The sequence below is a fragment of the Marinomonas colpomeniae genome, from assembly GCF_014803385.1.
Lineage (GTDB): Bacteria > Pseudomonadota > Gammaproteobacteria > Pseudomonadales > Marinomonadaceae > Marinomonas > Marinomonas colpomeniae.
On the sequence record NZ_JACYFC010000003.1, the window covers coordinates 160,294 to 186,192 of the forward strand.

Sequence of the window (25,899 nt, forward strand, 5' to 3'; positions counted from 1 at the left end):
AATCCCATTCATTATCCTCTACGACTTAGGTCTTGTAGGTAAACCGGAAAGGTTTTATGCAGAGGCTCTTGTAAGATGAGCTGAAATGTTAGACTTTTAAGTAATTCATAATTAGATCAAAGGACTTACAATGAACACTTCTTTCTCCGCCGCTGATATTAAAGCTTTCCATGCTCATCTTTATTACACAGATGACAAAGGCTTAGAAATGGCTAAAAACATTGCAGAATTGGCAGCGAGTCAGTTTGATATAAAAGTCGGTCGATTTCATGAAAAACCAGTGGGGCCACACCCAGTTTGGAGTTGTCAGCTGTCGTTCGCTTCAGATACTTTTGGCAGTATCATACCTTGGCTCATGCTAAACCGTCAGTCCTTAGATGTTTTTGTGCATCCAGTGACAGGAGACGATTATCTTGATCATACTCAAGGCATTAGTTGGTTGGGAGAATCTTATTCGCTTGATACATCATTGTTTACGCCAACAGGTAAATAAAAGAGAGACTGTCTAAGTATGATGAAAGTTCGTCAAGCAAACCTTTAAGATGCTCAGAGTATTGCTAGAATCGCACAGTGTGTCTTTCACATACCCGATTAAATTGAGTTCGATTTTATCGATCTCTGCGCCTTTTCTTTATTTAATTATTAAACATCCCTTTAAAAATCGTCGAACGCACCAAACTTCTTGCTTATACGCTAGTTATTGAGTTTATGGGACGTTATCATATATCCACAAACTATCGTTTGGGTTCGTGTTGTGGCGATGTATCGCTTATTTTTAAAACGTAAGTTTGTTCGTATCAAGCGCTCGTTCCCTTATTCATTTTTAAGCAGGAGAATATAATGCAAATTACAGAAAACGCCGTTGTCAGCATGCACTACACATTAACAGATGAGCAAGGCCAAGAATTAGACTCTTCTGTTGGTCAAGAGCCTTTAGTGTTTCTAAGTGGCGCTCAAAACATCATTGATGGTTTGGATAATGCATTACAAGGTAAAACAGCGGGTGAAAAATTAGAAGTTTCTGTTGCTCCAGAAGACGGTTACGGCGCTGTTCATGAAGAATTGATTCAAAAAGTACCTGCAGATAACTTTCAAGGTGTTGATGACATCCAAGTTGGTATGCAATTTATGGCTCAAACACCAGGTGGCGAGCAACCAGTTACCGTTATTGGTGTAGAAGACGATGGTGTTATGTTAGATGGTAACCATCCTTTGGCTGGAAAAACATTGAACTTTAATGTGGAGATTGTTGACGTTCGCGAGGCATCTTCTGAAGAGTTAGAGCACGGTCATGTGCATGGTGAAGGTGGTCATCACCACTAGAATTTATACATAGAGCTTTTTAAGTTCTATTGATAATAAACACGAGATAAATAAAAAGCGGTTTCTGTCTCCAGAAACCGCTTTTTTGTGTGAGTAACTTAACCTTGGTACTTTTCTAAAGTCAGCATGTCTAAAGTCAGAAAATCGCTGATTTTACTAAAAAACCTAAGAAAAACGTTTCTCAAGATAGCTAATAATATCTGAAGATTCATACATCCAGTTAACTTTGCCATTCTCTTCAATACGTAAACAAGGAACCGTTACTTTACCGCCGCCTTCTAGTAGCTCTGCGCGAAAAGCAGAACCTTGAGTGACGCTTCGCATTTGAATCGGAAGATTTAATTTGTGCATTGCTCTACGTGTTTTTGTGCAGAAAGGGCACGCAAAATGTTGGTAAAGAGACAAGTTTTCTAGCTCTTTATTTACTTGTGCTTGTTTTTCCTGAGTGCGCTTTAATTTTGAACCGCGAGTAACTAGATCAATAGACATAATGATACAGCCTAGTAGATTACGGATACATTTAATCAATATTTTCATTTACATAGCTCGATTATAAATATGGAGAAGTTGCAAGGTGCGGCTATTCTAACGATAAAGTATTCATTTTTTAAGCGTTAGTCTGCTACTTCCTTAATAGATGAGTTGTACTAAAGGTAAAAATCAAGGTATTTCTAAGGCGTTAATACCATAGAGATATGCTCGATGCCGTCTTCTAGGTAAGGCTCAGACACAGTGACAAAACCGTGAGACTGATAAAAATGTTCAAGACGAGATTGAGCTCCTATTTTTATAGGTGTTGTTGGCCACGCTGTAAAGTTCGCTTGTATTGCTCGATTTATCAGGTCGTGTCCAATTTTGTCTTTTCTGTGATCTTCAACCACGAGCACGCGACCAAGGCTACTGTGGCCTGGATAACTCACATCTGGCGCTATAATTCTTGTGTAGGCTATTGGGTTTAGATCTCGCATGGCATACAAGTGTTGAGTGTCTGCTAGCTTATCAATATTGTCTAATTCTGGGTAAGGACAGTTTTGCTCAACTATAAACACGTCACAACGTATTTTTAGCAAATCGTAGAGTTTATGGAGTGTTAATTCATTAAATAATTCACAGTGCCAAGTGATCATGTATTTACCCATCTAAACTTAATGGTGACTTTGAAGGGATTCTACAGGATTTAGAACAGACTTTTTAGAAAATTATTTAAAGGAAATAGAGAGGGTGATGCGCTGGTGTTGTTATTTTTTGACCATTCCAGCGAGTAAGCTATGATGTCTATTTATTAAGGCTTGATAGACGCTTACTCCGTATTTCTTGTATCTACCTTAATGCTACGCGTGCTTGAAATTGCGAGGATTAAGGCTTGATTTAATTTTAACTAATACTGTTTTAACAAACTCTATTCCTGATGCAACAGATGATGTAATGAATTCTGCACGTTCAGCTTGTGCAATAAAATTGCATTTTTCTGCTTCAGTCATGTAAGAAGTGTTAACTGAGTCAAGTAGTTCAATCATTGATTTACGGTTAGTCATAATATTCTCCTATTAGGTTTCTGTAATTGCTTTTGATGGTTAAATAATAAGCGGCGACCCAAAGAATGACAAACGATAAAAAATACAGCCATAGGTGAAAAAAACTAATCTTATATGTTTTAACGGTTACTTTGAATCAGGTTTTTACTTTTCATTAATACAAATTTTAAAGAAAGGCACAGGCGAAGCGACAGAAAAATACAACTGGAAATAACTGAGGTGTCGTGAGCGATTTTTTAATTAGGTATTACTTTCGAGGAAGGAGCTAGATTGAGTGGTTCGCTAATATTTTTATTCTCGCGACCATTCTAGTTGAATAAATCATAATATTTATTTGAGATAAATAGATGCTTATTCAATGTTTCTTGTATTTCTTAGAAAGAGACTAGGAATGCTTAAGTGTGTATGGGATTAGGCTTGCTTTAGCTTTAGAAAATATGCCTTTAATAGATTTTATTGAAGATAAAATATATTGAGCACGTTCAACTTTTGCTGCCGCAATCAGTTTCTCTGTTTCTGTTGTATTGGATGTTGATTCGATAAGTTCGTTTACCAATTTAGCTGTTGACATAATGTACTCCAATTAAGTTTTAATAATTACTTTTCGATAATCAAATGATAAGTGGCGGGTGAAAGGATGACAAACGATAAAATATATAGTCATAGGTGAGGAAAACTAATCTATTTTCTGTGCTACTCAGCTTAGTGCTAGCGCCTTGTGTCAGAACTACATAATTTGCCTACATTTGATGAATATAGTTCATACAGTTATTTCTATAGAGTCTCTTAATTTAATGGTACTTAATGATGAAAAAGACACAGCTACTTTTACTCAGTGCAATATGTTGTTTTGCGTTAAGCGCGTGCGTTGAGGGTGAAAAAGAAGATGGACAATCGACCAATGGCAATGGGTTTGTTTTAAGCAGCTCTGAGATGGTTGATGATGGTCATTTACCTGCAGTTTATACTTGTGATGGTGACAGTTTTAGTCCGCCTTTTAATTGGCATGGTGCGCCTGAGTTGACTCAATATTATGCGCTAATTATGGATCATAATGCACCTGATGGTATCCATTGGTATTGGACTTTGTACAATATTTCAGCGAATAAAAGCCAAATAAAAAGTAATGAAACACTAGGGGATATTGGAAATAATAGCGTTAACCATTTAAATGAATACACACCACCTTGCTCTAAAGGTCCTGGTGAAAAAAGCTATCATTTTACGCTTTATGCTTTATCAGCATTGGCTAAAATAAACAGCGAAAAATCGGTAGATAGAGCGACGCTACTTGAAGCCATCAAAGACATTACCCTCGACTCAGCGTCTATGACAGTAACTTATGAGCGAGAGTCCAATAACAATGATCGCCAGCTAGAAACTAGACCTAAACCACAGGTATTTCAGCTTAATCCACCAGTGTTAAACGATAGTGTTGACTCTCCTCGTTGTGATGCGATTAAAAGTTCGGTGAGTGACGCTGGTTTTGCACAAGGTGTATCGGTGACGTGTGATAACGAATATGCCTATGTGACATCTTCGACTTATCCAGATCATGAAGTCATGACTGGTATTACAGGTACTAATGAACAAGTGCCTGTTCCGGCTGAAGGTTATTCAGCTCCTATTAAATTAAACCCTGTAAAAGCAGAAAATTTCACTACGATAGATGCCGCTGTAGGTGTGGCTGTAAATGGCGTACCTGTTTACGATTATTCCTCTCAAGGAGAGTTGGATATTCATGAATATGATGAAAGGCATGACACTCTGGTGCTTGGACAGCTAGATAATTGTGGCGGACATTCCGGGCGAGGTGATGATTATCACTACCATGTATCGCCTAGTTGTATGATAGATACAATGAAGAAACAAGGAAGTGATGCCATCATTGGTTGGGGCTATGACGGCTATCCTTTGTATGGAGATAAAAATCCAGACGGCAGTGATATTGCTACTGGTGCATTAGATGTATGTAATGGCCAAGCTGATGATGAATACGGCTATCGTTATCAAACATCAGCAAAGCCGCCTTATATTATTCAATGTCTAGTGGGGGAAGTCGATACACAAAAACTACCTCGAGTATCACCTTTGAGTGGTGATAAAGACGGCATAAGAGCAGAGCTTCGTCCGCCACAAGGTGGGGTTGAGAATTTAACTCATACGGTTTCGAAGGATGGTAGTCGTACAATGCGTTATGAGTACCAAGGTGAAGAGTATTTCACAATTTATAGCCCTTCTAGCCAGAAAGAAGGTTGTTATGACTTCAAACAAAAAACCATTACGAATGGTGGTAAGGTTGAAACAGGAACATTTTGTCGAGGATCGCAATCACAACCACAACAAGCAGAACCAAACAACAAGGTAAGCCATAGCTCACCTATTTCTGGAGAGCATAATCTCAAGCTCGATGCTTGGGCCGACAATTGGTTTGCTGCTTATATTGGCGAAGAACTGTTGATTGAAGATTCAGTGTCTATTACTACAGAGCGCTCTTTTAACGCAGAGAGTGTTTCGTTTTCCGCAGACTACCCGATTGAACTTAATGTTGTACTAAAAGATTTTAAGCAAAACGATACAGGTCTAGAGTACATTGGCGCTCGAAATCAACAAATGGGTGATGGTGGTTTCATTATGCAGCTTACCGATACTGACAAAAATGAAGTTGTAGCAGTGAGTGATAGTAGTTGGAAATGTGAAGTACTGCACAAGGCTCCGCTTAACAAGTTATGTGAGAGTGAATCTAATCCTATTGCAGGGGAAGGTTACTGTACTTTTATGTCGAAAGAAGCTCCCGATAATTGGTTGCAAAATGGTTTTGATGACTCTAGCTGGAAAAATGCTACGGAACATGCCATTGCTTCTGTTGGACCGAAAGACGGTTATGACGAGATTGATTGGGATAGTAATGCACAGTTTATCTGGGGTGAAGACCTAGAAACGGATAATACAATTATTTGTAAAACTACGATTGAACAACCTTAATAGGAGCCTGAGATGGCAGTTTTTGTTAAATATAAGTTAATTCTAAACAGGTTTTTCGCCGTTCTGATATGTGCTTTTAGTTTGATTATTTTACCAGTAAAGGCGCACATGTTAAATGAAACTAGTGCCCAAGTGATTTTAAGAGACGGACAAGTTGAAATCAGTATTATCACAGATATGGTGCATTTAGTAGCGACATTACAAGATAATCAAGCTTGGTTAATGGGAGATATCAGTGAGGTTATGCCGGAAGGCTTAAGTGCTGATCAGCAAGAGCTCTTTATTAAAAAGGCCTTTGAAGAGGCTGTTTACGTGTCTGTGAACCAGAAAAAGCTAACGTTTGAGCGAGTGGTCTTTAAAAAAACAAACCATGGTCACAGCACCGAGATTGTTTTACAGGCGAGGCATTCGTTTGCAAATGTCACGGATGTGACGGCCTCTTTTCCAAAAAGCTTAGGCACCGTACATGCGAGTTTTGTAAGGCCACAGTATAAAGTCCTTAATGCTGGTGACGATGCTCATGTTGTCTTTTAAAGTAGACCTTTAAATTGAATTGTTTGTGAGTTAAGAATTAAGAGTCTATATACTCTTAATTCTTTAAATCGCTTTTATTTTTGATCGGGTGACAGTGAAATTAATACATAAGTTCTTTTTAGCTTTTTTTGTGACTAGCATGCTCCTTGTTGGTCTCATGTTTGTGTTTATTTACTTAACTTTCTCTACGGGTTTTAACCGTTTTGTAGAGCAAGAAGAGCAAAAGCATGTAAATGTTGTTAAGCAGCAACTGGTTGAACTGTATGGACAATCTAATAGCTGGCAACCAATATCACAGAACATTCAATTGTGGCGCTCTATCGTTGAACAAAAAGCAAAACCGAAAGAACTTAAAAAAGCTGATAAAGATCAGCCTCCAAAACCCAAAATAAATTCTTTATCACCTGCGTTTTTGTGGATAAACCTTCCTCCTGGCTCATTGAAAACAGGTCAACGAATCAGTTTATATAATGCAAATGAACAGGTAATCGTTGGTCGGGATTATTTAAGAGACAACCCGCAAATTGAACCTATTTTACTGAATCGCAATATTATTGGTTGGATAGGTTTTGAACCTTCTAGACTAGTAGAAAGTAGCCCCGCTAAAGCTTTTTTGACTGCGCAGTTCCATAATTATTTTATGATTACTCTCTGTGTGATCTTGCTAGCCTTTATTGTATCTATCGCCCTGTCTCGACATTTAATGAAACCAATAAGGGGTATTGTTGCTGGAACAAATGCATTAAAAAGCGGTGATTACTCAAATCGAATTACTTCTTTGACACAAGATGAACTTGGTATTTTATCGGCGAACTTTAATGAGCTTGCAGAGACTTTGGAGCAAAATCAGAAAATGCGCACGCAATGGGTGTCTGATACCTCCCATGAATTAAGAACGCCACTTACTGTGCTGCGCTCTCATTTATTGGCGGTGCAAGATGGGGTATTTGTTCCTGATGAAAAACGTATCGCTCTATTGATTAAGCAAACAGATAACCTAAGTCGTATTGTTGATGATCTTACTCAGTTGGCTCACAGTGATGCCACTATTTTAACTTATACAGATAAGTGCTTAGACATCATTCAAGTCTTTGAAGGAAGTCTAGAAGACTTTGCTTTACGGTTTAAGCAACAGGGTCTAGTGGTTCATAGTGTTGCTTTGAAAAGGGCAGGAAAGTGTATGATTAGGGGCGACAAAGAGCGCTTACATCAGTTATTTATTAATCTATTAGAGAATACTTGCAAGTACACTCACCCTGGTGGGCAACTAAACATAGTTGTTAATAAAACAGACTCTCAGATTGAGCTTGTTCTACAAGATTCGGCGCCGGGTGCTTCGCCAGAAGATCAAGACAAGTTATTTGAGCGCTTTTATCGGGTGGAAAAATCACGCCATAGAGGGCTAGGAGGGTCAGGTTTAGGTTTGGCTCTTTGTAAGCAGATAGTCGAGGCTCATAGTGGTGATATTTCACTCCACAGTTCACCGTTCGGTGGGCTAGCAGTGCAAATATGCTTACCATTATTGGAGCAATAGAAGATGACGAAACAAAAAATACTCATAGTGGAAGACGAAGAAGATATTGCCGAAGTGCTGTTGGCTTATAGCCATCAAGAAGGCTATAGCACCGAGCATTTTCAAAGTGGCAGAGGTGTGGTCGATTTTATTAGGCAAAACTCTGTAGATTTAATCCTTCTCGATATTATGCTTCCAGAGGTCGATGGTATTGAAATTTGTAAGCAAATTAGAGCATTTTCAAATGTCGCAATTATTATTGTTACTGCAAAACGACAAGAAATAGATCGGCTTCAAGGATTGGAATTAGGAGCTGATGATTATATTTGTAAGCCATTCAGTCCAAAAGAAGTGATGGCGAGAATCAAAACAGTATTAAGAAGAACGGCAGAACCCAGCGTCGATGTGCTGGAGTGTTTAGGCTTTGAATTGTATCAAGAAAGTTATCTTGCTCTATACAATGGTAAGCAAATAAACCTGACAGCCGTCGAGTTTAAGATTTTGTTACTATTGATTGGGCAGGTTGGTCGTGTATTTAGTCGGGAAGATATTATCCATCATGCCTATAGAGAAACGACAGACATTTCGGACCGTAATATCGATACTCATATAAAAAATATACGTAAAAAAATCCAAGAAGTCGAAAGCACACTTAACCCTATCGTGACTGTTTATGGTGTGGGGTATAAGTTTCAAAAAAAATAGTCAATTAACGATATTTAATCAACGATATCCAATTAACTTTGGCTACCTAGAACCGTACCTATATAAAAATAAAAAAAGACAACATAGCTAGACGATTGTCTCACTATTGTTGCCTCTCGTAGGTTGATTCTTAATTAGCTTGTGCGAAGTACTTTTTAAACTTGGTTACAGAGTGTTTTTAGAAGCAAGTCGTCTTCGTCAAGTTGGTGCCATTCCTGAGTAATATTTGCTTCGCTTTCAGAGGAAGCGCTAAAGGATTGTAAGAAATCCGTTCTTGCACCTTGAACACAGTCGATAATCTGAGGCACACGTTTTGCTACGTGGCGGCGTTCAAAGAAATATAAATCTACTAAAATAAGATTAGGGTCAATTTTGTTTTTTGCAGAATTGGCTACATCAGCCGCCATAAAACGCATTGTTTGAGGAAAAGCGTAACTCCAAGGGCGAAACACTGTTTCTTCTTGAACCGATTTTACTACAACAACACCTTCAGGTAATAAACTTGTTTGATGCTCGTACCAGTCGTATTCACCTTGAACTTGAAAACCAAGCATAGCGACACCTGCAAAAGCAGGAACCAGCCATTTTGGCGCAGTTTGTTTGGAAATTTTTCTTAAAAACAAGGCAATACCCGCGCCGCCGATACCGGCAAAAACGGTAGCAATAAGTTCCCAAAACATAAGCATTCTCTTTATTATTGGTTTTATTTTTTTAGTGAATAATCAAGCCTCCCAACCTTGGGAGGCTTGATTCTTACAGATAGTGCTTTTCTATTTTAACACTGTTCTCTTCTAGTACTGTTTTAACTCAATATCTTAATGGTCAACCGCTTCGCCAGCACCTTGAGGGTAGCGAACGCTTTCAACTAGATCTTGAATTTCTTTTGGTGGCTCTTCAGTCATTGAAGAAACTGTGAAGGCAACTACAAAGTTAATCACTGCACCAATCGCACCGAATGACAATGGAGAAATACCAAACAACCAGTTATCAGGCGTGTTAGCGAAAGACGCTGTACCTGGGATAAAGAACCAACCTAGGAATAAGAAGATATACACCAAGGTAGAACCTAGACCAGCTAACATGCCAGAGATAGCACCTACGCTGTTTACTCGTTTTGAGAAGATACCCATCATCAACGCAGGGAAGATGGATGCTGCTGCAATACCAAAGGCGAGAGCAACTACCTGAGCGGCAAATCCTGGTGGATTCATACCTAAGTAGGTGGCCACAACAATGGCGACAAACATTGAGATTCTCGCTGCTTTCAACTCCCCTTTATCACTAATATTAGGGTTTATTGAACCTTTTATTAAGTCATGACTGATGGCAGAGGATATGGCTAACAATAAGCCCGCTGCGGTTGATAGTGCAGCCGCAAGACCACCTGCTGCAATAAGACCAATAACCCAACCTGGAAGGTTCGCGATTTCTGGGTTTGCCAACACAAGAATGTCTCGGTTAACCACTAACTCATTACCTTCCCAACCACGAGCGGTTGCTTCGTCTTGGAATGCTGGAACGTCGTTATAGAACTGTACACGACCGTCGCCATTTTTATCTTCAAATTTGATTAGACCTGTTGTTTCCCAAGTCTGAACCCAATCTGGACGTTCAGCGTATTCAATCGGTTGTTCTGTTGGACCAGATGGGTAAATAGTCGTTAATAGATTTAAACGAGCCATAGACGCAACAGCTGGAGCTGTTAAATACAACAATGCGATGAATATTAATGCCCAACCTGCAGACCAACGAGCGTCAGCTACTTTAGGCACTGTGAAGAAACGAATGATAACGTGAGGTAAGCCTGCAGTACCTATCATTAGAGATAGAGTAAACAGAACCATGTTCAATTTGTTATCAACGTCAGCCGTATAGTCTCGGAAACCAAGTTCTCGTACTACTTCGTCTAGTTTTTGCAATAATGGCAAGCCAGATTCAGTGTGAGTAGAGAAAAGACCGACAGCAGGAATAAATGTATCTGTTAACTGAAGGGAAATAAACACGGCAGGAATGGTATATGCAATGATCAATACAACATATTGAGCAACCTGAGTGTAAGTAATCCCTTTCATGCCGCCTAAAACAGCGTAGAAAAATACAACAACAGCCGCGATTACTAGACCAGTGCTTTTGTCTACTTCTAAGAAGCGAGAGAAAGCCACACCAGCACCAGTCATCTGACCGATTACGTAGGTAACAGAGGCCGTAATCAAACAAGCAACCGCTACTAAACGAGCTGTTTTGCTGTAGAAACGATCACCGATAAAGTCTGGCACAGTAAACTTACCAAATTTACGAAGGTAAGGTGCTAATAACATAGCAAGCAGTACATAACCGCCAGTCCAACCCATTAAGAATGTGGAGTTAGCGTACCCGCCAGCAGCGATTAAGCCTGCCATAGAAATGAACGATGCAGCAGACATCCAGTCTGCGGCTGTTGCCATACCATTTAATACAGGATGAACACCACCGCCTGCTACGTAAAACTCTTTCGTAGATCCAGCTCGTGCCCAGAATGCGATGCCGAAGTAGAGTGCAAATGACCCACCGACAAAGAGTAAATTGATAGTAAATTGATCCATAGTCGTTACTCCTGAAGGCCAAATTCTTCATCTAATTTGTTCATCTTCCACGCATAGAAGAAAGTCAAAACGATGAATACGAGGATGGAACCTTGCTGAGCGAACCAAAAACCTAAATCAGTTCCTCCGATATGGATACCTGAGAGCATGGGTCTAAGTAAAATAGCACAACCGTAAGAGGCAAGAGCCCAAACCACAAGGCTGCCTAGAATTAGCCTCAAGTTTGCTTGCCAGTATTTTTCTGCATTAGTGTTATGATCCGACATAGTCGATCTCCTTATAATTATTTTTATTTGCACTATCTAATCTATCAGGCGTTTGTGTAATTAGAAGTCAGACTTTAGTCGCATAAGGAGGCTTTTCGTTGTTATCTTTTGTATATGAGTTTGAAATTTCTAGGTAAAAGAGAGGTTTATGGATGAATACGGCTGTTAAGGAAAAAATTCTATCTGTTTGTATGAAAAAAATAGAACAAAAAGGTGAGGGAGTTCAAGTCTCATTTTATGCATTTTTTGCGAATAAAAATGATGATCCAAAAATATTAATGGATGTTGCTCGTTGGTGGATTGAAGAGCATGAGCTGAATCACTTTGAGAAAGCGACAAAGATTTATGCCATGGTGTCTGCATTAGGCACACAATCGATTAATCAGAAGAGCAATATAAATGGCTTCAACCATTTGACACTGAGTGTGAGTGACCTCGATAGATCTTGTTCGTTTTATTGCGACCTTCTTGGGTTTAAAGGGGAAGTCCGTTGGCGAACGGGTGCATATTTATCTTATGCTAACTGCTGGCTTTGTTTGTCTCTTGGCGGGCCTAGCCCCAGTCAAGATTATAGTCATTTTGCATTTACCTTTGACGAGCTATCTATTTCAATGATTTCTCAAAATATTCGCTCCTCAGAGGTTAAGCAATGGCAAAAGAATAGCAGTGAAGGCGATTCACTCTATCTTGAAGATCCTGATGGTCACAAATTAGAATTACATTCTGGCTCATTGGAAACTCGACTTGAGTCGTTACGAAAAACACCATATGACGGATTGATGTGGTTACCATAATGAATTCAACTCCAAATGATGCCTCTATAAATAACAGTTGGGACATTCTCCAAATCACTGTGGAAGAAGCGTTACCTATCCGTCATTGTGTATTGTGGCCGAATAAAAGTATGGAAGAATGTCGCGTAGAAGACGATAAGAGCAGTGAACACTTTGGTGTTTTTATCAATGAAGAGTTGGTTTGCGTGGCGACGATTTTTATTTCTAAACGTGTTAATGACAAACAAAAAACGGCACGACTACGAAAGTTTGCAACGATCAAGGAATATCAAGGTAAAGGTATTGGGAGTTTTGTTTTAAAGCATATAATAGATTTATTACAGCAGCAGAATGTTAGTTTATTTTGGTGTGATGCAAGAGAGAATGCTATCTCACTTTATGAAAAATTTGGTATGACACCTGAGGGTGAACGTTTCTTTAAAGGCGATATCCCTTATCGAAAAATGTCAGTAGTTTTATAGCAGTATAAATGAAAAAATTAATGGTAAAAGTGGCCGTGTAAGTAGGAGTGAAAGAGTGATTCAAGCGATTTATGTGGCAAAAAAATCGAAACAAGGCCAGGTTGGAATCGACGCGGTAAAAGTCGATGCAGGAAAAGGCATTGTTGGCGATAGAAATTACGGTAAACGTAGAGAGCAAGGGCAGAATATAACCTTTGTTGAAAATGAAGCCATTGCCGCCTTTAATAGAAATTTTGGGCAAAGTATTGGGCAATCAGAGACACGACGAAATATTGTTACGCAGAATGTTCGACTTAATCAACTTGTCGGACAAGAGTTTTCTATTGGTGACGTGCGCTTTTATGGTGTTGAGCTATGTGAGCCCTGCAGTGTTTTGGGTCGCGCGTTGGCGAATGACTCGTTAACTTCGTCACAAGTGGTAAAGGCTTGGGTACGAACTGGTGGACTGAGAGCCAATGTTCTAACGACTGGTATCCTGAAAGTCGGTATGCAATTTAATTTATTAAATAGATGATTTTTTTTTTGAAATAAGTATGAATAAAAAAAACGCCTATTAGGGCGTTTTTGTATTCTGGCTATAATCCTCTATCGCTAGAGCTCAAGTGATTTAAAGGCAATCTTGAGCTAATACAAAGGTTTTAATATCTCTAAATTCGTCATTAAAAGGTTGTTTTTGCAAACTGTATTTTCCAGTTTGGCAGCTTTTAACAATATCTAATGCTTGAGCAAAGTAGTCTTCTTTCTGCTCTAACAGAGACACTTCTTTTTCTGTATCAGGTGTTTTCCATAATAAGCTAGAGAGCGACATAGGTGTGGAATATGTACCTTGAAAACACCATAAGTCGGTAGTTTGATCGTATGCGTAATACGGCAAGAGCGTCAAACCATGTTTACCAATAAAATCAATGGCGTCTAAAATGAAATTCGCTTCTGCATCATCTAAGAAGTAATTCAAATTGAATCGAACCCATCCTGGCTTTACCAGTTTTTCACCTTGTTTTATTGCTTCTTGAATACGATTTGAACGCTGTTCGTTTAACTCCAGCAGTTGGTGACCGTAAGGCCCAGCACAAGAGCAGCCTCCACGGACTTGGATACCAAATAAATCATTAAGCAGAGCAGTAACAAAGCCATGCTGCAAATAACCATGATCTGTCTTAATTCTAAATGCCGTAATAGATAAACGACTTGCTTCTTGGTGTCCTAAGCGCTCAATTAAAGGATTCTTTCTCCATCTGTTGCCTATCATCTTAACCAGTTCATGTTCACGTTTTTCTATCGTATCCGTTCCGACAGCGCTCTTAAGCTGAAACACTAATCCTGCACGAATTGATTCCACAATACCCGGTGTGCCACCTTCTTCACGACGTTCGCCTATTGGCAAAAACGTATGGTCGTTAGGTGTTACAAAAGAGACGGTTCCGCCGCCAACAAGGCTTGGTTTTTGGTTTTCGATAATGCCTTTTTTTACCACTAAAATCCCTGGTGTTCCGGGTCCTCCAATTAGCTTGTGTGTGGAAAAAAAGATCGCATCTTTAGCTAATACTTTGTCTTTACTTGGGTTCATGTTGATATCAACATAAGGTGCTGCAGCTGCAAAATCCCAGAAAGAAAGAGCGTTATAGCGATGTAAAAGCTCTGTGATTGCATCTTGGTTGCATAGAATGCCCGTGACGTTTGATGCAGCACTAAAGCTGCCAATCAAGCGCTTACCTTGATTCGCTTTGAGTTCTTTCTCTAAGTTACTAAGGCAAACGCCACCCTCTTTTGATTCTTCGATACGAATAACGTCAACGTCCAGTTCTCGCCACGGTAATTCATTGGAATGATGCTCGTATGGGCCAATCAAAACACAAATATTGGATTTCTCGGTTGGCGATAGTTGGCGTAACCCCAACTGGGTAATAAGTGTATTGATTGCGCTAGTGGCGCCACTGCCACAGAACATGACTAAGTCATCATTACTTGCATTTACCGCTGTTCGGATTTGGTCTCTGGCTTGCTCTCGAAATGCCGTAGTTTGCTGACCTGTTGCATTCGCTTCTGTATGAGTGTTGGCGTAAAGAGGAAGAACATACTGACGAATGGCATCTTCAATGAAATCTAAACTGCGGCCAGACGCTGTGTAGTCTGCGTAAGTTAAAGTTCTCACCCCAAATGGCGTCGCTATTTGGCTGTCTTTGCCAATAACACCTTGGCGAATACGATCCATGAGGGCGTTTTGATTATTATTGCTTATTTCTGTTTTTGTGATCGTTGCCGTTGGCATGTATTGTCCTTTTTGCTCCTGCCATAACAAACAAAACGTCTAATCTTTACTTATGGGTAAAGGCAACTCCGTTGTCCATTTAATCTGTTCCATGGCGAAGTTAGACGTAACGTCTGTTAAAGCAGTTGCGCTGATTAAGCGTTTATAAAATTTGTCATAAGAAGGAATATCTTTTACTAATACTCGCAGCAAATAATCGTAATCTCCTGCCATTCGATAGAACTCCACAACTTCTGGAAATTCAGCCACAATGCGGGCGAATTCAATCGCCCAATTAGCGTCGTGTTGGTTGGTTTTTACCTGAACGAAAACAGAAACTCCCAGACCTAATTTATCCGCGTCTAATAAAGCGACGTGGCGTTTAATAAATCCGGCTTTTTCGAGCTTCTGAACACGCCTCCAACAAGGGGTTTTAGACAAACCAACTTGGTCTGCCATTGCTTCTGTTGAAATACTATCATCACTTTGAATTAAGGCAAGTAGTTGCAAATCTACGTTATCTAAGTTCATTTTGTTCTCTTTATGTTGATTTTTTTAGAATATTTTTTCATATTATCTTTTTTTTACTTGTTTGTAGTCACTTGATTCCTTTTTGATATGAAAAAGGGGAATGCTGGTTTTAAAAAAACGTTATTAAAAGTAGTAATAAATATTTTAAAACGATCATTTTTCTAAATATGTCCTATATTTATTTAAGATAATTATCTGTTAGAATTGTTTTTGACCATGCGGTCAAGATTTAGCTTCTAAAATTTTAATCCATTAATAAAAGGATTCAAAAAAGTGTCTTTAAAATTACGTCTTATATACGCCTTCGTAATTGTTGTTTTAATAACAACTATTTCTATGGGGCTACTAAGCTTCTATCAAGCTAGATCTGTGATGTTAGATCGTACAACTAACACAGAACTGCCTGCTCAAATTACGCAGATAAAGAGTGAAGTAGAAAATCAAATTGAGACATTGGCAATTAATGCTGAAATTTTGGCGAACAATCCTATGATTTTGGATTGGGCGAAAAATGGCTATCCTGAATCTGGTGAAGCCACACTTGTGAGTTTATTGAATAATATGAAGGAGCGATTAGGCCTAGCCACTGCTTCTTGGGCAGATAGAGAAACGGCGAAATATTGGAATCAGGAAGGTTTTTTACGAAAGATGGATCCTGAACGTGATGCTTGGTTTTATAAGTTCACCAACTCTTCTAATAGTCAAAATGTGAGCGTTTATCGTAGTAAAACCAGTGGTGAAGTAAGTTTGTTTGTTAATTACCAAAATACCAATGGTCGTGGTTTAGCTGGCTTCGGTATGGATTTAGGTAGAATGACGGATTATTTGAATAATTTTACTTTTAACGGCAGTGGTTTTGTTTATTTGATATCTCAAGATGGCACATTAAAAGTGCATCGTGATGAGCAGTTATTAGAAAAAACCAATGTAGTGGATTTATACGGTAAAAAAGTGGGCGAAACGCTTTTGAAACAAGACGACTTAAATATAGTCATGTCTGAAAACTCCGTTTTAGCGAGTCAGTATATTCCTGCAATGGGCTGGATATTAGTAGCAGAGATTCCAAATGACGCTGTGTTTGGTGGTGTTTCATCTATGGGACGCTCATTGTTATTGATGGGTGTGCTACTTAGTATTGTTACTATCATTACTGCCTTTTTAATTGGTACGGCTCTCGTTAAGCAGCTAAGTGTTGTTGCAAGTAACCTAAAAGAAATTGGTGAGGGTGAAGGTGATTTAAGCCACCGTCTACGAGATGACGGTCCAGCTGAGTTAGCGAATATAGGAAATGGTTTTAATAAGTTTGTCAGTATCATTCATAATTTGGTTAAGCAGGTTACTCAAACAAGTCGTCAACTGAACGATGCGTCTGGGCAAATGTTAAGTTCAGCCGATAGTATGTTGAGTGATGCTAGAGAACAAAGTGAACGTACTTCAATGGTGGCATCTGCAATACATGAAGTTGAAGCCTCTGTAAGAGACGTTTCAGCAAGTGCAGCAGACGCGGCAAATACTGCAAATGAAGTAGAACGTGAAGTGAGTGCGGGGTTGAATGTTGTTTCTTCAGCAAAAAGAACAGTAGAAAACTTAGCAGAAGAAAGTGAAAAAACCGCAAAAATAATCGAAGAGCTTGCTAAAAAATCAGATCAAATTGGCGGCATTTTAGAGGTTATTCGCAATATTTCCGAACAAACTAACTTGCTTGCTCTAAATGCGGCAATTGAATCTGCTCGAGCAGGCGAACAAGGTCGTGGTTTCGCAGTTGTTGCTGATGAGGTTCGTAACCTTGCTAAGCGTACGGCTCAATCAACAGATGAAATTCAGGTCATGATTGATCAACTGCAAACAGAATCTCGCAAAGCTTTAACCGCATCGAAATCTGGGCAGGAGATAGCGAATGATGGGGTTGGTTCTATGCAGGTTGCAGAAGAATCTTTAAATAGTATTGCGCAACAAGTTAATGCGATGAATAAGACAAACCAACAGGTTGCGTTAGCGACTGAACAGCAATTATTAGCTATTGAAGATGTAGCTAAAAATGTAACAGGTATTCAAAATTCAGTAGAGACAAGTGTTACTACTGCGAATGATTTATCTGGGAACAGTAAAGCGCTGAGAGATTTGTCTTCAACATTAGATACTTTGGTTGCTGGCTTTAAAGTATAAAATGAGAACGTGTATGAATTGTTAGCTTTATGTTGGGCTTATACAGTTCAAGAAAAATTAGTAATGTGCTTTAGAGGAAACATCATTTCATGGAGGTTTAAAAGACCAACCTCCATGAAATGTAAGAACTAGATTAAAGGAACAAATTGTCCGTTTATGTAGGCTTCTCCGCCTTCAATGCTGATTTCACTAACATATTGGTCGTCCTTATGAAGGAAAAAACCTTGTTGTTCAAAGTGATTAATAAACAGTTCTACTTGTTGCTTAACATCAGGTGAATCAATTGATGTATTCATTTTTTTAGCAAGAAAACGCTCTGCAAGATTACGGATCAGTTTGTCATCGACTTCAATATTCGCATTAACCAAAGCGTTATATACCCAAAACTCTGGTATTAAAAGTTCCTCTAATGTCGGAATGTAGCTGTCATCCAATTTACTTGTTAGGTTGGCATTAAAGCTACCTTCAGGGAAAGAGCCGCTAAAGTCTGTAATATTAAATTCTGGTTGATGAGAAAAGAGTTCCTCAAGATTGTCACCGAAAAAGGAAAGCTGCTCTGTAAGGAAGTCTTCAGGTGCGTAATTTTTATCCGCTAGACCTTGACTGAAGCTTGTGTAATCTAAAAAGAATTGATTACTAAATTTAGCAAGTTCAGTCATAAGAGTTAGATCGCTTACTTGGTATTCATCATAAGCAAATTCTTTTGCAAGGTAGCCCACTTCTATAGTACCGAGCTGAGTTTCTTCATCTAACGCCATTTCAACTGACATAGCTAAACCTGATGCTGAGATGTCTTTTCCAACAGTGAATGTCTCAATGGAAATATTTGCCTTGCTGTCATAAAAACCACCTTTTATCATGGTTTCTAAGTCGGTTTCTATCTGCATAGACAGAGTGATGTTCTCTGCTTTTACAGGTTGGTCTGAGTCATCTAAACTTAGCCGAGCCAATAAACCTTCATAGGAAAGTGCGTCACTTCCTATTTTGCCTTCGCCATTATAGCCGCTAAAGGTTAGGATTTTTTCAATGTCTGTGAATGCTGGAACACTATCTTTAAATTTAATCTCGCCATCGAATCCACTAACAGCAGCTAGTTGATATAAAGGTTTAGTGTCATCCCAGATAAGAAGATCACGTTGCTCGGCACCTGCGATTTGAAGGTTAGTTTTAAATAAACCTACAATGCCTTGGTCAGCAAATAAAAGAGGACCATATTGCGTATCTAATACAAACTTGACTTCAATATTTTCGTTCGAAAGAGAAGGCTCATACAAACCAAGATCTAAACCAACTGAAATGATGTTCTTAGAGCCAAACCAAGAAGAATCAGTCGACTCAATATTGGCTATATAGCCTGGTGTTTTGTTTATTTGATCGATGAAAGTGGTTACTTGATCTTGGAATTTAGGCGCGATAAATTTAGGTGCAATAACGCAAATAGCGACAAGCGCAAAAACAATCACAGAAAATATTTTTTTCACTGGAGATTCCTTTTCATTGGGTGAATTTCGCGGGCGATAATACAGGTTATTAAGCATAAAATACAAAGAAGGTGCGTTATTTCGTCTTTATTTAAAATTATCATGCTTGTCGCTTTTAATTTAGCTAGGGTGTGTTTGACAAAATAGTGGTGGTAAACAGTATTTTTTATAACAGAAATATTTAAAAAGTAGTCTAGAGATAGTTTTTTTTGATAAAAATGAAGTGGTATAAAAGCTGCTAAGGTTGTCTGGTTTAATGGTTTTTTATCAATATTGGCATAAAGAGATAATATCGAATTAAAAAGAGACAGGTAGTGCTAATTTTTCTTTATTAATGGATTGAAAAAGCAAGGACGTGCAAGGTATTTTACGGTCTAATATATCGTTGGATTATAAAAAATTAACGACGTTTTAATTTATAGAACTCTAGTTAACAAAAGGTTAATGACATGATTTTAGATAATATTACCGTCGCACAAGCGGATCCTATTTTGTCTCTTTCTGCTGCTTGTCGTGCTGATCAAAGAAGTCAAAAAATAGACTTAGGAATCGGCGTTTACCGAGATCATCATGGTAATACTCCAGTGGTTCAGGCAATTAAAATAGCAGAGCAGTGCTTACTTGATAAACAAACGACTAAAGCTTACGTTGGATTGTCGGGAAATGAATCATTCAATGAATCTATGATCAATTTCTTGATTGCTGATGGTAACAGTAAATCTCGTGCTGTAGGTGTACAAACGCCTGGTGCCAGTGGAGCGTTACGGATATTAGCAGACGTCATTAATCTATCTACACCGGGCGCAACGATTTGGCTATCCGATTTAAGTTACGCAAACCATGCGCCAATCATGACAGCTGCAGGCCTGAAAGTGCGTTATTTCCGTTACTTTGATACAGACACCAAACTTGTAAATAGCGAAGGAATGATAGCCGATTTAAAACAAGCGGGAAGCAAGGATGTGGTTCTTTTACACGGTTGCTGCCATAACCCAACAGGTGCAGATTTAGGCTTTGAAGATTGGAAAACAATAACTAAATTGGCTCAAAAACAAGGCTTCTTACCTTTCATAGATATGGCATACCAAGGCTTTGGTTCAAGCATGCAAGAAGACGTGCAAGGCTTTCGCTATTTAGCCGAACAAGTTGAATCTTACGTGGTCACCTATTCTTGCTCAAAGAACTTTGGTCTTTATCGTGAACGCACAGGCTTGGCTATTGTTGTAGGTAAAACACTTGAGCAAAGTTTAGCGATTAAATCCCGCTTACTTGAAATCGCCCGTGGCACTTACACTATGCCACCAGATCACGGTGCTGCATTAGTCGATATCATCTTACGAGACGACAGTCTAACGGATAATTGGTTATCTGAAGTAGAAAGCATGCGCCAACGAGTAAAAGGTTTAAGAACTCAGCTTGTAAATGTACTACGAGAAAAAAGTGGTAACAGTGTATTTGACTTTATTGCGCAGCACCAAGGTATGTTCTCAGTGTTAGGTATTAGCTCAGAACAAGTGAAGGCACTAAGTGAACAGCATGGGATTTACATTGTTGGTGGAGGGCGAGTCAACATGGCTGGGTTGCAAGAAAGTCAGATTGATTATTTTGCTGATAGTCTGTTAGCTGTTAGCTAAGGCTAAATTCATTCTCTGCGAAGTGCCAAGATCAAATGAATTCCCTTCCCAATGAAGAGAAGGGGTTCATTTTTATAATGCTTATTTTTCACGAATATGATTATAGGAATAACTTTATTCAGCGTTATATTGATTAAGTATTCTCAGCGTTGATACTAAGCGCCATAGCTTCAGCAATCTTAATACCGTCGATAGCTGCTGACATGATACCACCAGCGTATCCAGCGCCTTCTCCCGCTGGGAACAAACCTTTTGTATTAATGCTTTCAAAGCTTTTAGGGTCGCGTTTTATATTGATTGGTGCAGATGTTCGAGTTTCCACACCAGTTAATAGCGCATCATCGAAGGCGAAGCCTCGGATCTTCTTATTAAACGCAGGAATCGCTTCACGAATCGCTTCAATACAAAAGTCTGGTAAGGCGTCAGCAAGGTTCGTTAGTTTGATACCTGGTTTGAATGAAGGATTAATAGTACCGAGTTCTTCCGGTGTTTCGTTTCTTAAAAATGCGCCAACGGTTTGAGCTGGTGCGTCGTAGTTACTGCCGCCCATAATATATGCATGACTTTCTAATTTGCGTTGGAATTCTATTCCAGCTAGTGGACCGCCCGGATAATCAGAAGGATCAATACCTACAACAACCGCACTGTTAGCGTTTCGTTCGTTACGGGAGTATTGGCTCATTCCATTAGTCACGACACGATGTTCTTCTGATGTTGCTGCCACTACCGTTCCACCTGGGCACATGCAGAAACTGTAAACTGAACGACCATTTTTACAATGGTGAACCAGTTTGTAATCCGCAGCGCCTAAAATTTCGTTACCTGCATTTGGTCCAAAGCGAGCGTTATCGATAGCACTTTGTTCATGTTCAATACGAAAACCAACAGAGAAAGGTTTCGCTTCTATATAAACACCTTTTTTATAGATCATTTCAAAGGTATCGCGAGCACTGTGACCAATCGCAAGGGCGATATGCTTAGAATGAAGTTGCTCACCGTCAGAGAGTGTTACCCCAGTTATTTGTCCATCTTTAATGTGCATATCATCAACGCGAGCACTAAAGCGAATTTCGCCGCCTAGTTCGATAATCTGAGCTCGCATTCTTTCAACCATGGCAACTAATTTAAAAGTACCAATGTGTGGCTTGCTGACGAATAAAATTTCGTCAGGTGCGCCAGCGGCTACAAATTCATTTAATACTTTTCGACTGTATTGTTTTGGGTCTTTTACTTGGCTATAAAGTTTGCCATCCGAAAAAGTCCCTGCGCCGCCTTCACCAAACTGTACGTTGGATTCTGTGTCGAGTACTTTTTTACGCCAGAAACCAAAAGTGTCTTTGGTGCGTTCACGAACTTCTTTACCACGTTCTAAGATAATCGGTTTGTAACCCATTTGAGCTAATACTAGTCCCGCCAATAAACCACATGGACCAAACCCGATGACGATAGGGCGCTCAGTTAAGGTTGCTGAAGCTTGTGTAACAGGGTGATATTCCAAATCTGGCGTGGCTTTAACTTGCTGATGTTCTGCAAATTGCTCTATTAAACTTTGGTTATCTGTTGTTTCTACATCCAAGGTATAAATCAGCATGATGTTGGTTTTTTTTCGTGCATCATAACCACGACGAAATACGTTAAAACTCACGAGTTTTTCGGCTGGAATATCAAGTATAGAAAGGATGCTCTTTTCTATTGCCGTGGCATCGTGATCAAGAGGAAGCTGGATGTTGGAAAGTCGTATCATAGGAGTCAATATCTAAAAATCTAGTCAATGTTTAATTGAGTGGATAATACGATATTTTGGCCAAAAAAGCTGTTATCAATTTCACACTTTATCACTCTGAGATATAGCTTTAGATATCAAACAGTATTTTTGTATGAGGGAAATGTTCATGATTTTTCAGGTGTTTTCATATCATCAAGTAACCAGCTTGCAAAAAAGTTGCCTAAAACATACCTAGTAAATCCCACCATAAAAAATTGAGAGGAATTAATATCAAAGTTGATAGTGTAAAAGTGACCAAACAAACCTTGGTTACAGCTCGTATTGATAGATTACCAATAGCAATGGCAGTAATAAGTGGAGGGGCTTGGTAGGGTAATAGCACGTTTGAGAAGGCCATAACTTGAGACATTAATACTGCATTATTAGAAAGCCCGGTTACCTCGGATAGGTGCTCAGCCATAGGTGTGATAATGGCGGGAACACCCGCAAGATTCATAACCACAGCAACACAGGTTGAAATAAAGGTCAGAAGGCTTAAATTCATTACTGCTGAATCTGGCGAGAAAGAAATAATAGTGGTGAGGTAATTCACCAAGACTTCACCAAGCCCCGAATAACCAATAATGGTACTTAGTCCAATAATGCCCGCCGCAAAAAATAACGTACTGTACTGAATATTCTTATCGATACAGGTTTTACTGGTTAGACCTAATTTTGGCCAAAGGCAAATTAGAGCAGCGGTTAAGCCAACCCAACCAGCTGAGATGTGATGAAGTGAATCTGTGAACCAAAGTGCAAAACAACCACAAAGGACTAAGAGCAAGCGTTTCTCTATTTTACTTAAAGCAGAAGGTCTAGCATTCAATTGCGGTTGATCTACTTGCGTTGTGGCGCTTGGATCTTTGTCTGGAAACAACCAAAGAATCGCAATAATAGTGATAACTAATTTACCTAACCCCATGACCGGAAAATGTAATATTAAGTATTCCCAATAAGAAAACGGCGCCGCATAAAGCGCTTCAGCCATGCCTGCTAGTAACATATTTGGCGCATTGGCCGGCAAGATAGAGAAAGCAGGTAGAAATGTACCGAATGAGGCGGCCAGCAACATGCCTTTTCTACCATTAGAGTCTTCATCATAGCCAAAATGGTCTGCTAAAGAAGCAATGATCGGAATGATCAAAACGATACGTCCTATCGCAGATGGAATCAAAAAAGCCAACCCCATTGCAAACAAGGCAAGCTTAATAATAGTACCTTGATAGCTGTTGCCGAGTATCTGGGTTAGAAAATAAGTCGCTCGTGAGTTCAGACCAGTATGGACAATAGCGGCTCCAAAAATCATACCACTGAACAGTAACCAAAATGTTGAAGACTCAAATCCAGAAAAAATAATTTCGTTTGGTGTGAGTTGAGTCGCAGTAGCAAATGCAAATAATCCCAACGCTGGCCAATAAGCAGGAATCAAAGAAGTCGCCCAAAAAGCAATACAGAAAAACAGCATGCCAGACACTAGAGCCTGTTGCATAGTTAGGTAGTAGCTAGCAATCAAACCAATCAGTAAGGTCATGATGAATATTAAATACAGTGGCCAGGTAGGTTGTGATGGTGCGCTAATGATTGTTTTGTTCACACTAGATGACACTTCAGATGAATTACTTTTCTGGCTCATTAGAGAGGTTTTCCTGATATGAGATTATCTTGCCGTTAGTGTGTCATTAAATGAAAAAAAATCCATTTTTAAAATGTTCTAAAAGATAAAAAACAGTTTTTCAATCAATAATTAGCACTGATAAGCGCAAAACGATACACTCATTTTTTGAAATTACTCTGTGTTTAATAATGAAAAAATCAGATAAGAAAATAGACAACGCCCTTCGTGAAGGGTTAACAGACGTTTGTGATATTGCTTTGGGTAGCGTTCACGGTTTCGTTTGGCTTACGCATTTAGTGAACTACAAATCGTTTCCGACCTCGTTGAAAGTTGTTTGTGTGTTTGAGTCAGACCGTGATTTGGCAAAAGTACGTGAAGACAATCAAGATGATTATTTTTATCAACTTATTAGCGAAAAACTCAGTGCCGTTAACATTCATATTAAAACGCTTCGTCAGCAAGTGTATTTTGATACTGAAGAAGCATGTGAGCGATCCCATAATGGCAAATGGAATGAACGTTTTACGTCTAAAAATATTAGGTGAGTTACATAGGGCCATTAAGCTCATCTAATTATTATTCTAAAAACCCGTTGGCAAAAAACCTTCCATTAGCTCTTTATTTTTAAAGGACTCTGCCAAACGAATTCGCTGTTGGTCTAGCTTTATGTTTGGTGCACGAGAGGCATCAACAGAACAGTTATGTTCAGATATCAGTTTTTTACCTTTTGCATCCAACATATTGGACTTTATTAATCGCGTATTAATAGAAAATTCACCAATTTGTCGTAAATCGTGTTCTCTACTAAACCGATTAAATCCATTAAAGGTAAAGTGCTTTTCTACATAGCGATCACTGAGTCCAATGAGTGTGTCCATTAGCTCATAAAGTAATTCATTAGCAGACGAGGTTTGTAAAATTAAAGTACATTCGATGCCATGTAATTCAGAAAACTCTATGTATTGATCTTGTTCTAAGTTACCCACACTGAACATCACATCAATTAGCACATTACCATTACGACGATGCATTACATCGACACATTTTATGGTTGTATGATCAAAACGTAGTGAATTCAAAATAGTTTGAACAGATTCAATGGTCAGTGTTTCTTCTTTTTCTACGTATTCAAAGAAACTACTGCAATGGGTCATTAAGGGTAAATCATGATGGCTATTAAATGGTGTACTGGTTCTTGTTCCATCAAGTGAGTCCAATATGACGAGCTCTCTTATCTCATGTTCTCGGGCTTTTTTTATGGCTAAAAAAACAGTTTGAATAATTTCAGAGGTAGGCAAGTTTGGCTCGACACGCCACTTACGGCCATAAACAATTTTTTTCGCTCTATTAGGATTATGACGTTGGTAATTTTCACGGCCAATAATGCCTATTTGTATGAAAAGGCCTTGATCATCTTCAGCGCAAAAAATTGGGTATTGATTAGAAAAAAAGATGTGATGCAGAATTGATTCAACACTTTCGAGTGTGTGGTTATAACCATAAAAATGCTGAGGTACACAACTTTGCCCGTTAGGTAAATTGACGGTAGGAGCAGAGATTAAACAATATTCACCTAGTGCAATATAGGTGTCTACATCGTGTAATATTTTATCGGTCGTCATCCAAGTCTCTACTTCAATTATCTAGTTAAAATAATGTGATATAAAATCGGGTTATAACATCATTTTGTGATAATTGTTAACCCTCAATAGTCCTTTACGCAAAAGATCCTATGTTGGATTACATTGATAACAAACTAGT

Annotated in this window: 25 protein-coding genes and 1 pseudogene; 13 read left to right on the top strand and 13 right to left on the bottom strand. The window is 38.9% G+C overall.

Features of this window, described 5'->3' with window-relative positions; translation table 11 throughout:
• The first annotated feature begins 130 nt into the window (after positions 1-130).
• Positions 131-493, top strand: coding sequence for a DOPA 4,5-dioxygenase family protein (locus IF202_RS10090; RefSeq protein ID WP_191594780.1), 363 nt, complete (start codon positions 131-133; stop codon positions 491-493).
• 347 nt (positions 494-840) lie between these two features.
• The gene (locus IF202_RS10095) at positions 841-1,323 is read left to right on the top strand and encodes an FKBP-type peptidyl-prolyl cis-trans isomerase (protein ID WP_191594781.1); all 483 of its coding nucleotides are present in this window, start codon (positions 841-843) and stop codon (positions 1,321-1,323) included.
• A gap of 165 nt (positions 1,324-1,488) precedes the next feature.
• Here the strand turns inward: IF202_RS10095 and IF202_RS10100 are convergent, their stop codons facing one another.
• From IF202_RS10100 to IF202_RS10115, 4 genes are all read right to left on the bottom strand, one after another.
• On the bottom strand, positions 1,489-1,812 hold the full coding sequence (locus IF202_RS10100; RefSeq protein ID WP_235963454.1) for a glutathione S-transferase N-terminal domain-containing protein: 324 nt from the start codon (positions 1,810-1,812) through the stop codon (positions 1,489-1,491).
• A 182-nt stretch (positions 1,813-1,994) separates the two neighbouring features.
• Positions 1,995-2,450: a GNAT family N-acetyltransferase gene (locus IF202_RS10105; protein WP_191594783.1), complete on the bottom strand. Its 456-nt coding sequence runs from the start codon at positions 2,448-2,450 to the stop codon at positions 1,995-1,997.
• A 204-nt stretch (positions 2,451-2,654) separates the two neighbouring features.
• A complete protein-coding gene (locus IF202_RS10110) occupies positions 2,655-2,858 on the bottom strand; it encodes a hypothetical protein (protein ID WP_191594784.1) in 204 nt (67 codons plus the stop codon).
• Positions 2,859-3,243: 385 nt separating this feature from the next.
• Positions 3,244-3,429: a hypothetical protein gene (locus IF202_RS10115; RefSeq protein WP_191594785.1), complete on the bottom strand. Its 186-nt coding sequence runs from the start codon at positions 3,427-3,429 to the stop codon at positions 3,244-3,246.
• 233 nt (positions 3,430-3,662) lie between these two features.
• Here IF202_RS10115 and IF202_RS10120 point away from each other — a divergent pair, with 233 nt between their 5' ends.
• From IF202_RS10120 to IF202_RS10135, 4 genes are all read left to right on the top strand, one after another.
• On the top strand, positions 3,663-5,843 hold the full coding sequence (locus IF202_RS10120; protein WP_206705457.1) for a YHYH protein: 2,181 nt from the start codon (positions 3,663-3,665) through the stop codon (positions 5,841-5,843).
• Positions 5,844-5,855: 12 nt separating this feature from the next.
• Entirely contained in the window at positions 5,856-6,377 is a 522-nt protein-coding gene (locus tag IF202_RS10125) for a hypothetical protein (RefSeq protein ID WP_206705458.1), read from the top strand.
• Positions 6,378-6,516: 139 nt separating this feature from the next.
• Complete coding sequence (locus IF202_RS10130) at positions 6,517-7,911, top strand: ATP-binding protein (RefSeq protein WP_191594786.1); 1,395 nt, start codon at positions 6,517-6,519, stop codon at positions 7,909-7,911.
• A gap of 3 nt (positions 7,912-7,914) precedes the next feature.
• Positions 7,915-8,595, top strand: a complete 681-nt coding sequence (locus IF202_RS10135) for a response regulator (protein WP_191594787.1) — start codon at positions 7,915-7,917, stop codon at positions 8,593-8,595.
• A gap of 155 nt (positions 8,596-8,750) precedes the next feature.
• Here the strand turns inward: IF202_RS10135 and IF202_RS10140 are convergent, their stop codons facing one another.
• From IF202_RS10140 to IF202_RS10150, 3 genes are all read right to left on the bottom strand, one after another.
• The gene (locus tag IF202_RS10140) at positions 8,751-9,275 is read right to left on the bottom strand and encodes a hypothetical protein (protein ID WP_191594788.1); all 525 of its coding nucleotides are present in this window, start codon (positions 9,273-9,275) and stop codon (positions 8,751-8,753) included.
• Positions 9,276-9,410: 135 nt separating this feature from the next.
• Positions 9,411-11,177, bottom strand: a complete 1,767-nt coding sequence (locus IF202_RS10145; RefSeq protein ID WP_191594789.1) for a sodium:solute symporter family protein — start codon at positions 11,175-11,177, stop codon at positions 9,411-9,413.
• A 5-nt stretch (positions 11,178-11,182) separates the two neighbouring features.
• Positions 11,183-11,443: a DUF4212 domain-containing protein gene (locus IF202_RS10150; RefSeq protein WP_191594790.1), complete on the bottom strand. Its 261-nt coding sequence runs from the start codon at positions 11,441-11,443 to the stop codon at positions 11,183-11,185.
• 191 nt (positions 11,444-11,634) lie between these two features.
• Here IF202_RS10150 and IF202_RS17345 point away from each other — a divergent pair.
• The 4 genes and pseudogenes from IF202_RS17345 to IF202_RS10165 form a co-directional block, all read left to right on the top strand.
• A pseudogene (locus tag IF202_RS17345) lies at positions 11,635-11,787 on the top strand (DUF6500 family protein); the annotation flags it as partial.
• Between the two features lie 6 nt (positions 11,788-11,793).
• Complete coding sequence (locus tag IF202_RS10155) at positions 11,794-12,237, top strand: VOC family protein (protein ID WP_191595157.1); 444 nt, start codon at positions 11,794-11,796, stop codon at positions 12,235-12,237.
• Positions 12,237-12,698 carry a GNAT family N-acetyltransferase gene (locus IF202_RS10160; protein WP_191594791.1) on the top strand — a complete coding sequence of 154 codons (462 nt, stop codon included), beginning with the start codon at positions 12,237-12,239 and terminating at the stop codon, positions 12,696-12,698. Before IF202_RS10155 ends, IF202_RS10160 begins: the two co-directional genes overlap by 1 nt.
• 55 nt (positions 12,699-12,753) lie before the next feature.
• Positions 12,754-13,212 carry an MOSC domain-containing protein gene (locus tag IF202_RS10165; protein WP_191594792.1) on the top strand — a complete coding sequence of 153 codons (459 nt, stop codon included), beginning with the start codon at positions 12,754-12,756 and terminating at the stop codon, positions 13,210-13,212.
• 93 nt (positions 13,213-13,305) lie between these two features.
• Here IF202_RS10165 and IF202_RS10170 read toward each other — a convergent pair whose 3' ends face one another.
• On the bottom strand, positions 13,306-14,967 hold the full coding sequence (locus tag IF202_RS10170) for an aminotransferase class V-fold PLP-dependent enzyme (RefSeq protein WP_191594793.1): 1,662 nt from the start codon (positions 14,965-14,967) through the stop codon (positions 13,306-13,308).
• Positions 14,968-15,006: 39 nt separating this feature from the next.
• Positions 15,007-15,477 (bottom strand): Lrp/AsnC family transcriptional regulator, encoded by a 471-nt coding sequence (locus tag IF202_RS10175; protein WP_191594794.1) that lies wholly within the window; start codon positions 15,475-15,477, stop codon positions 15,007-15,009.
• Between the two features lie 273 nt (positions 15,478-15,750).
• On the opposite strand from IF202_RS10175, the gene IF202_RS17705 reads away from it, so the two are divergent.
• Complete coding sequence (locus IF202_RS17705) at positions 15,751-17,643, top strand: methyl-accepting chemotaxis protein (RefSeq protein ID WP_191594795.1); 1,893 nt, start codon at positions 15,751-15,753, stop codon at positions 17,641-17,643.
• Between the two features lie 128 nt (positions 17,644-17,771).
• On the opposite strand, the gene IF202_RS10185 is transcribed toward IF202_RS17705, so the two are convergent.
• The gene (locus tag IF202_RS10185) at positions 17,772-19,124 is read right to left on the bottom strand and encodes a YdgA family protein (RefSeq protein WP_191594796.1); all 1,353 of its coding nucleotides are present in this window, start codon (positions 19,122-19,124) and stop codon (positions 17,772-17,774) included.
• Between the two features lie 449 nt (positions 19,125-19,573).
• Here IF202_RS10185 and IF202_RS10190 point away from each other — a divergent pair, with 449 nt between their 5' ends.
• The gene (locus IF202_RS10190; RefSeq protein WP_206705459.1) at positions 19,574-20,758 is read left to right on the top strand and encodes an amino acid aminotransferase; all 1,185 of its coding nucleotides are present in this window, start codon (positions 19,574-19,576) and stop codon (positions 20,756-20,758) included.
• A 133-nt stretch (positions 20,759-20,891) separates the two neighbouring features.
• Here IF202_RS10190 and IF202_RS10195 read toward each other — a convergent pair whose 3' ends face one another.
• Complete coding sequence (locus IF202_RS10195) at positions 20,892-22,502, bottom strand: NAD(P)/FAD-dependent oxidoreductase (RefSeq protein WP_191594797.1); 1,611 nt, start codon at positions 22,500-22,502, stop codon at positions 20,892-20,894.
• A 202-nt stretch (positions 22,503-22,704) separates the two neighbouring features.
• On the bottom strand, positions 22,705-24,156 hold the full coding sequence (locus tag IF202_RS10200) for an SLC13 family permease (protein WP_191594798.1): 1,452 nt from the start codon (positions 24,154-24,156) through the stop codon (positions 22,705-22,707).
• Between the two features lie 170 nt (positions 24,157-24,326).
• Here IF202_RS10200 and IF202_RS10205 point away from each other — a divergent pair, with 170 nt between their 5' ends.
• Positions 24,327-24,683 (top strand): Fis family transcriptional regulator, encoded by a 357-nt coding sequence (locus IF202_RS10205; RefSeq protein ID WP_191594799.1) that lies wholly within the window; start codon positions 24,327-24,329, stop codon positions 24,681-24,683.
• A gap of 36 nt (positions 24,684-24,719) precedes the next feature.
• Here IF202_RS10205 and IF202_RS10210 read toward each other — a convergent pair whose 3' ends face one another.
• On the bottom strand, positions 24,720-25,760 hold the full coding sequence (locus tag IF202_RS10210; protein ID WP_191594800.1) for a hypothetical protein: 1,041 nt from the start codon (positions 25,758-25,760) through the stop codon (positions 24,720-24,722).
• Positions 25,761-25,899 lie beyond the last annotated feature (139 nt).

Excerpts from the sequence above, each read along its gene's own strand:
- IF202_RS10090 (WP_191594780.1), top strand. The coding sequence starts at position 131 with ATGAACACTTCTTTCTCCGCCGCTGATATTAAAGCTTTCCATGCTCAT.
- IF202_RS10095 (WP_191594781.1), top strand. The coding sequence starts at position 841 with ATGCAAATTACAGAAAACGCCGTTGTCAGCATGCACTACACATTAACA.
- IF202_RS10100 (WP_235963454.1), bottom strand. The coding sequence starts at position 1,812 with ATGTCTATTGATCTAGTTACTCGCGGTTCAAAATTAAAGCGCACTCAG.
- IF202_RS10105 (WP_191594783.1), bottom strand. The coding sequence starts at position 2,450 with ATGATCACTTGGCACTGTGAATTATTTAATGAATTAACACTCCATAAA.
- IF202_RS10110 (WP_191594784.1), bottom strand. The coding sequence starts at position 2,858 with ATGACTAACCGTAAATCAATGATTGAACTACTTGACTCAGTTAACACT.
- IF202_RS10115 (WP_191594785.1), bottom strand. The coding sequence starts at position 3,429 with ATGTCAACAGCTAAATTGGTAAACGAACTTATCGAATCAACATCCAAT.
- IF202_RS10120 (WP_206705457.1), top strand. The coding sequence starts at position 3,663 with ATGATGAAAAAGACACAGCTACTTTTACTCAGTGCAATATGTTGTTTT.
- IF202_RS10125 (WP_206705458.1), top strand. The coding sequence starts at position 5,856 with ATGGCAGTTTTTGTTAAATATAAGTTAATTCTAAACAGGTTTTTCGCC.
- IF202_RS10130 (WP_191594786.1), top strand. The coding sequence starts at position 6,517 with ATGCTCCTTGTTGGTCTCATGTTTGTGTTTATTTACTTAACTTTCTCT.
- IF202_RS10135 (WP_191594787.1), top strand. The coding sequence starts at position 7,915 with ATGACGAAACAAAAAATACTCATAGTGGAAGACGAAGAAGATATTGCC.
- IF202_RS10140 (WP_191594788.1), bottom strand. The coding sequence starts at position 9,275 with ATGTTTTGGGAACTTATTGCTACCGTTTTTGCCGGTATCGGCGGCGCG.
- IF202_RS10145 (WP_191594789.1), bottom strand. The coding sequence starts at position 11,177 with ATGGATCAATTTACTATCAATTTACTCTTTGTCGGTGGGTCATTTGCA.
- IF202_RS10150 (WP_191594790.1), bottom strand. The coding sequence starts at position 11,443 with ATGTCGGATCATAACACTAATGCAGAAAAATACTGGCAAGCAAACTTG.
- IF202_RS10155 (WP_191595157.1), top strand. The coding sequence starts at position 11,794 with ATGGTGTCTGCATTAGGCACACAATCGATTAATCAGAAGAGCAATATA.
- IF202_RS10160 (WP_191594791.1), top strand. The coding sequence starts at position 12,237 with ATGAATTCAACTCCAAATGATGCCTCTATAAATAACAGTTGGGACATT.
- IF202_RS10170 (WP_191594793.1), bottom strand. The coding sequence starts at position 14,967 with ATGCCAACGGCAACGATCACAAAAACAGAAATAAGCAATAATAATCAA.
- IF202_RS10175 (WP_191594794.1), bottom strand. The coding sequence starts at position 15,477 with ATGAACTTAGATAACGTAGATTTGCAACTACTTGCCTTAATTCAAAGT.
- IF202_RS10190 (WP_206705459.1), top strand. The coding sequence starts at position 19,574 with ATGATTTTAGATAATATTACCGTCGCACAAGCGGATCCTATTTTGTCT.
- IF202_RS10195 (WP_191594797.1), bottom strand. The coding sequence starts at position 22,502 with ATGATACGACTTTCCAACATCCAGCTTCCTCTTGATCACGATGCCACG.
- IF202_RS10200 (WP_191594798.1), bottom strand. The coding sequence starts at position 24,156 with ATGAGCCAGAAAAGTAATTCATCTGAAGTGTCATCTAGTGTGAACAAA.
- IF202_RS10205 (WP_191594799.1), top strand. The coding sequence starts at position 24,327 with ATGAAAAAATCAGATAAGAAAATAGACAACGCCCTTCGTGAAGGGTTA.
- IF202_RS10210 (WP_191594800.1), bottom strand. The coding sequence starts at position 25,760 with ATGACGACCGATAAAATATTACACGATGTAGACACCTATATTGCACTA.